We start from the raw sequence: 6,720 nt of genomic DNA, 5'->3' as shown, positions 1-6,720 counted from the left end.
GTGCCAGCAGCGCGCCGACACCGGCCGTGGGCAAGGTGGAGAGGATGGTGATGGGGTGGATAAAGCTCTCATAGAGCACGCCCAGCACGATATACATCGCGACAATCGCCGCCACAATCAGCCAGACGGTGCTGCTCAGCGCCGCTTCAAACGCCAGGGTGCTGCCCTGGAACTGGGTCATCATCTCCGCAGGCATCCCCAGATCTGCTTCAGCCTGCGACACCGCTTTCACCGCATCTTCCAGCGAGTAGCCGTCAGCGACATTAAAAGAGAAGGTCGCCGAAGGAAACTGGTCGAGATGGCTGATGCTGAGGGGCGCATGGCGCTGTTCGATGCGGGCAATGGCGCTCAGCGGCACGCTGCCGCCGTCACTGCTGTTCAGGCGAATCGCGTCCAGGCTCTGCAGGCCTGGCGTGGCGTGATTGTCCTGCTCCAGCACCACGCGATACTGATTGGCCTGGGTGTAGATGGTAGAGATCAGTCGCTGGCCGAAGGCGTTATAGAGCGCATTATCGACATCCGCCATGCTGATGCCGAGGCGGCTGGCGCTGTCGCGATCGACATTGACGTAGGCTTCCAGCCCCTGATCCTGCCAGTCGCTGCTGACATCGCGCAGCTGCGGCAGGGTTCTGAGCCGGTTCAGCAGGGCGGGCACCCAGGTGCTGAGCGACGACAGGGAACCCGACTGCAGCGTGAACTGATAGGGGGTGCGGCTCGCCTGCGTATCGATAGTGAGATCCTGCACCGCCTGCAGCCACAGCTGGACGCCCGGCAGCTGACTGACCTGCTGTTGCAGGCGCTGCTCGATTTCAGGAATACGGTCATCGCGCTCATCCAGCGGTTTCAGGTTGATCTGCAGCCGCGCGCTGTTCAGCGAGGCGTTGGTGCCATCCACGCCGACAAAGGAGGTCAGGCTCTGCACCGCCGGATCTTTCATGATGACCGAGGCGACGTCGCGGGTGCGCTGCGCCATGCTGGCGTAGGAAACAGACTGGGGAGCCTGCAGCGTACCCTGAATAATGCTGTTGTCCTGCTGCGGGAAGAAGCCTTTGGGGATGACCATCCAGAGCACCAGGGTCAGAACCAGCGTGCCCAGCGCCACCGACAGCGTCAGCCAGGGATGATTCAGCACCCGGCTCAGGCCGCGACCGTAAACGGCCACGATGCGGTCAAACATCGCCTCACTGGCCCGGGAGAAACGGTTCTGTTTGCGCAGCGACTCTGCGCTCAGCATTCTGGCGCACATCATCGGCGTCAGCGTCAGCGAGACCACGGCAGAAATCAGAATCGCCACTGCCAGCGTCACGGCAAATTCGCGGAACAGGCGGCCAATCACATCCCCCATAAACAGCAGCGGGATAAGCACCGCAATCAGCGAGAAGGTGAGGGAGATGATGGTAAAACCGATCTCGCCAGCCCCTTTCAGCGCAGCGGTGAGCGGCTTTTCTCCTTTCTCGATATAGCGTGAGATGTTCTCAATCACCACGATGGCATCGTCGACCACAAAGCCGGTGGCGATGGTCAGCGCCATCAGCGTGAGGTTGTTGATCGAAAAGCCGAGGAAATACATCGCGGCAAAGGTGCCGATCAGCGACAGCGGCACGGCGACTGCCGGAATCAGGGTGGCCGGCACATTGCGCAGAAAGAGGTAGATAATCATCACCACCAGCGCCATCGCCAGCATCAGCTCATGCTGTGTGTCACTGACCGACGCGCGGATATTGGTGGTGCGGTCGGTGAGCAGTTTCACCTCCACCGATTTTGGCAGCGTCGCCGTCAGCGCAGGCAGCATGGCGCGAATGCTGTCGGCGGTGGCGATGATATTGGCTCCGGGCTGACGCTGAACGTTGAGCACAATCGCCGCATCGCGGTTGGCCCACGCACCCAGCCAGCTGTTTTCCGCGCCCTGTTCGATGGTCGCCACATCGCCAAGCCGCACCGGTGCGCCATTTTTGTAGCTGATAATCAGCTGGCGGTAATCCTCGGCAGATTTCATCTGGTCATTGGCTGACAGGGTGACTGAGCGGGTCGGGCCATCCAGGCTCCCTTTGGCGGAGTTGACGTTGGCATTGCTGATCGCGGTGCGCACGCTTTCGCTGGTCAGACCCAGCGCCGCCAGCGCCTGGGCATTCATTTTTACCCGCACGGCCGGACGCTGACCGCCCGACAGGGTGACGAGGCCGACGCCGCTGACCTGAGAAATCTTCTGCGCCACCCGCGTTTCCACCATGTCCTGAACCTGCGTCAGCGGCATGCTGCTGGTGGTGACCGCCAGCGTCATGATCGGCGGATCGGCCGGGTTCACTTTGCTGTAGACCGGTGGATTGGGCAGATCGTTGGGCAGCAGGTTGGTGGCGGAGTTAATGGCGGCCTGCACCTCCTGCTCAGCCACATCCAGCGGCAGCGACAGCTGGAACTGCAGGGTCACAACCGAGGCGCCCCCCGCGCTTTGCGACGCCATCTGTTTCAGACCGGACATCTGGCCAAACTGGCGCTCCAGCGGGGCGGTAATGGAAGAGGTGACCACATCCGGGCTGGCGCCCGGGTAGAGCGTGACCACCTGGATGGTCGGATAGTCCACTTCTGGCAGGGCCGACACCGGCAGGAAGCGATAACCCAGCACCCCGGCCAGTAAAATCGCAATCATCAACAGCGTGGTGGCAACCGGACGCAGAATAAACTGCCGTGACGGCCCGCCACTGTGATCGGGAGGCATGACCTGCATTACTCACGCTCTCCTTTTGACGGCAGGGTGGCCCGGCTGCTGCCCGGTGCACTGCTCTGGGCGGTCACGACCTCGACTTTCGCACCTTCAGTCAGGCGATCCAGACCGTCGGTGACGACACGCTCACCCGCTTCCAGACCGGCGCTGACCACCACCTTCTGGCTGTCCTGCAGCCCGGCCATCACGCTTTTCTTACTGACCTTGTTGTCGCTGTTAACCACCCAGACAAAGTGGCCCTCGTTGCCCATCTGCAGTGCGGCAGGCGGGATCACAATCGCATCCTGCAGGGTGTTGACCTTGAGGCGCACATTGACGAACTGGTTGGGGAAGAGCGTGTCATCCTGATTGTCAAAACGCGCTTTGATTTTGATGGTGCCGGTGGTGACATCAATCTGGTTGTCCAGGCTCAGCAGCTTACCGCTGGCAATCAGATTCTGGTTACTGCGATCCCAGGCTTCCACCAGCAGTGGCTCACCGCTTTTCTGCGCTTTCAGAATCGGCGTGATGCTGTTTTCTGCCAGGGTAAAGACCACATCGATCGGCTGCGTCTGGGTGATGATCACAATGCCGTTGGTGTCGCCGCTGGTCACGTAGTTGCCGACATCCACCTGTTTCAGACCAACCCGACCGGCAATGGGTGCGGTGATCCGACTGTAGGTGAGGTTAAGCTGCGCACTGGCGACACTGCCCTCATCGGCTTTCAGCGTGCCGAGCGTTTCGCTGACCAGTGAGCGCTGGGTATCCAGATCCTGTTGCGACACCAGCGACGTTTTCGCCAGCTTTTCATAGCGTGCCAGGTCCCGGCGGGCGTTAGCCAGCGTCGCCTGATCTTTCGCCAGCTGGCCCTGCGCCTGGGTGAGGGCTACCTGATAAGGTCGCGGATCGACTTCCGCCAGCAACTCGCCCGCTTTGACCTGCTGACCTTCGGTAAAATGGATCGCCAGCAGATCGCCATTCACCCGACTGCGCACCGTGGCGGTATTGGCGGCGGTGACGGTGCCGAGACCGCTCAGATATTGCGGCACGCTCTGGCGGGTCGCTGTAGCGGCCTGAACCGGTGCCAGCGAACGGCGTGCGCCGTCATCGCCACCCTTACCGCGTGGGGCTGGCGAGCCACTCTGGCTGCTCTGCGGCTCAGCGGGGCGCTGCCAGACGTAATAGCCGCCAGCGGCCACGGCGATCAGGGCCAGCACGATCAGGGTTTTTTTCATAACAGGATGTCGGGTGCTCATGATTGTTGATGCTCTCCAGCAGTGACGTAGTCCCAGGCGCAGGCATCAAAGGGGTAGCCTGCAAACGACAGAGTGTAGTCGCCTCTGACAGGCAGAAATTGAAGGAATTAAGGATATCTGTCAGGACGGCGTAATTATGCCTGTTCTTTCATTAATCGCAGCACAATCGTCATTAAGCCATGAAAATCCCTTTGCTATGCTGAAATAAAGACCCTTTATCAGGCAAATAAGGAGCAGAGGATGAGTCAGAATCAAACCCGGCAGTTAGGTGACAGTGGTATCGCGGTGCCGTTACTGACGTTTGGCGGTAATGTATTTGGCTGGACGGTGGATCAGCCGACCTCCTTTTCGCTGCTGGATGCGCTGGTGGAGAAAGGACTCTGGTTTATCGACACCGCCGACGTCTATTCCCGCTGGGCACCGGGCAACAAAGGGGGAGAATCGGAAACCATTATTGGTGAGTGGCTGAAAAAAAGCGGTAAACGTGACCAGATCGTACTGGCGACCAAGGTCGGCATGGAGCTGTCACCCGAGAAAACCGGGCTGAAGCCGCAATATATTCGCCAGGCGGTCGAAGATTCACTGCGGCGGTTACAGACTGACTATATCGATCTCTATCAGGCGCATCGCGACGACCAGGATACGCCGCTGGCCGACACCCTGAGTGCCTTCGACAGCCTGATCCGGGAAGGGAAAGTGCGCGCCATCGGGGCCTCTAACTACAGTGCGGCGCGGCTTGAGGAGGCATTGCAGGTGAGTGAGAGCCAGGGGCTGGCGCGCTATGAAACCTTACAACCTGAATATAACCTCTATGACCGTCAGCCCTATGAATCGGAGCTTGAGCCGGTGGTCATGGCACAGGGTCTGGGCGTCATCAACTACTACTCGCTGGCGAGCGGTTTTCTCAGTGGCAAATACCGTGATGCGGCTGATGCCGGAAAAAGCGCACGGGGGCAGGGCGTGGTAGAGAAATACCTCAATCCGCGCGGATTGCGGATTCTCGACGCGCTGGATGCCATCAGCGAGGCGCATCAGGTGACGCCGACGCAGGTCGCACTCGCCTGGCAGATTGCCCGTCCCGGGATTACCGCGCCGATCGTCAGCGCCACCTCGCTTCAGCAGATCGACGACCTGGTGGGGGCGACACAGCTGACCCTGACCCCAGAGCAGATTGCACAGCTGGACGAGGCCAGCCGCTGATTCAGGGGGCGCTAGCGCCCCTTTATCGATTACGCCTGTCAAAAAATGCGCATTCTGCCCGCAGAGTAACCATTCAGCGATCCCGATCACAAATGCGTTAATAAACTGATGTTTCAGGAAATTATGCGCACGTATTTACAAAAACTGAAGCTTATCCAGCACTATCCTCTGCGCGTCACTTCCTGTCACTCACATAAGAAAACGCACCATGAAAAACAGACAAGCAGAGCACGCTTTTCCGCTGCGCCGTGTGGCAACCGGCACCCTGATCCTGGCTATCCTCTCCGCGCCCGCTATGGCCGCTGACGCTCTGAGCCCGGATTCCGAATGGATGTTTGGTGACTGGGACGGTTACCGAACGCAGCTGCAGGACGAAGGGATTAAGTTTGACGTTAACTACACCATGGAAAGTGCCGCCAATCTGGGTGGCGGCGCAGATACCAACACCACCATGCGCTACAGCGATCAGTGGACGTTTGGCACCAACTTCGACCTGGAAAAACTGCTGAACTGGCAGGATGCAGAGTTTCAGATGACCGTCACTAACCGCGACGGACAGAATCTCTCTGAGCAGGTGGCGGATAAACGCACCGGTATGCTCTCATCGGTTCAGGAGGTGTACGGTCGCGGTCAGACCTGGCGGCTGACGCAGTTCTGGTTGCGCAAAGGGCTGTTCAACGATGTGGTTGATCTGAAAGCCGGGCGGGTCACCGTGGGCGAGGACTTCGATAACTTCGACGGCAACCTGTTCCAGAACCTGGCGCTGGGCAGCGGCCAGGCGGGTAACTGGCGCGGCGACCGCTGGTTCAACTGGCCGGTCTCGCAGTGGGGCGGTCGGGTAAAAATCAATATGACGCCTGAGCTGTTCTTCCAGGTAGGTTTCTACAACCAGAACCGCGCCAACTACGATCGCGGCGATGGCTTCCGGCTCGATACCAGCAACTCTGAAGGCAATCTGGTGCCGGTCGAACTGGGCTGGAAACCGACGTTCGGGCCGGAAAAATTACCGGGTAACTACCGCATCGGCTACTACTACTCGTCAGTGGATGGCGATGTTTATGGCAGCTGGCGCAACGGCGGCTATCAGGATCAGGCTCACGCCTATGGCGGCTATCTGCTGTTACAACAGCAGCTGACCGCGCAGGATGGCGATGTGAATCGTGGTCTGGGCGTGCGGGTACAGGCTGTGATGAACGATCACAAGACCTCGAAAACCGACAACTACCAGTCTGTCGCCTTGACCTGGACCGGTCCGTTTGATGCCCGTCCGCAGGATGAGATTGGCGTAGGCGCATCACGCATTCATGTGAACAGCGACTATACCCGCTCCCTGCGTCAGCAGAATCAGGCCAATGGTGAGAGCCGCTTTGACAGCCCGACCTATCTGCCGATTCAGGAAGGGTCAGAGTACAACTATGAGGTTTACTACAACGCCAAAGTGACGAACTGGATGTCACTGCGACCTAACCTGCAGTATGTGGTGGCACCCGGTGCGGTGAGTGAAGTCAAAGATGCCTTTATCGGCGGTATCAGCGCCAATATTGCCTTCTGATCTTCAATAAC

Annotated in this window: 4 protein-coding genes; 2 read left to right on the top strand and 2 right to left on the bottom strand. The window is 59.3% G+C overall.

The window, feature by feature from the left end:
* The coding region (locus CKF42_RS11650; RefSeq protein WP_111208252.1) for an MdtB/MuxB family multidrug efflux RND transporter permease subunit at window positions 1-2,725 on the bottom strand (2,725 nt) is incomplete at its 3' end.
* Complete coding sequence (locus tag CKF42_RS11645; protein ID WP_058956690.1) at window positions 2,725-3,957, bottom strand: MdtA/MuxA family multidrug efflux RND transporter periplasmic adaptor subunit; 1,233 nt, start codon at window positions 3,955-3,957, stop codon at window positions 2,725-2,727. The genes CKF42_RS11645 and CKF42_RS11650, both read right to left, overlap by 1 nt.
* Before the next feature lie 240 nt (window positions 3,958-4,197).
* On the opposite strand from CKF42_RS11645, the gene CKF42_RS11640 reads away from it, so the two are divergent.
* A complete protein-coding gene (locus CKF42_RS11640) occupies window positions 4,198-5,157 on the top strand; it encodes an aldo/keto reductase (protein WP_009089229.1) in 960 nt (319 codons plus the stop codon).
* A 208-nt stretch (window positions 5,158-5,365) separates the two neighbouring features.
* Window positions 5,366-6,709, top strand: coding sequence for a carbohydrate porin (locus tag CKF42_RS11635; RefSeq protein ID WP_167428794.1), 1,344 nt, complete (start codon window positions 5,366-5,368; stop codon window positions 6,707-6,709).
* Window positions 6,710-6,720 lie beyond the last annotated feature (11 nt).

This window comes from Pantoea sp. ARC270 (assembly GCF_003236725.1).
GTDB classification, from domain to species: domain Bacteria; phylum Pseudomonadota; class Gammaproteobacteria; order Enterobacterales; family Enterobacteriaceae; genus Pantoea; species Pantoea anthophila.
This window is presented reverse-complemented; position numbering and strand designations above follow the sequence as displayed.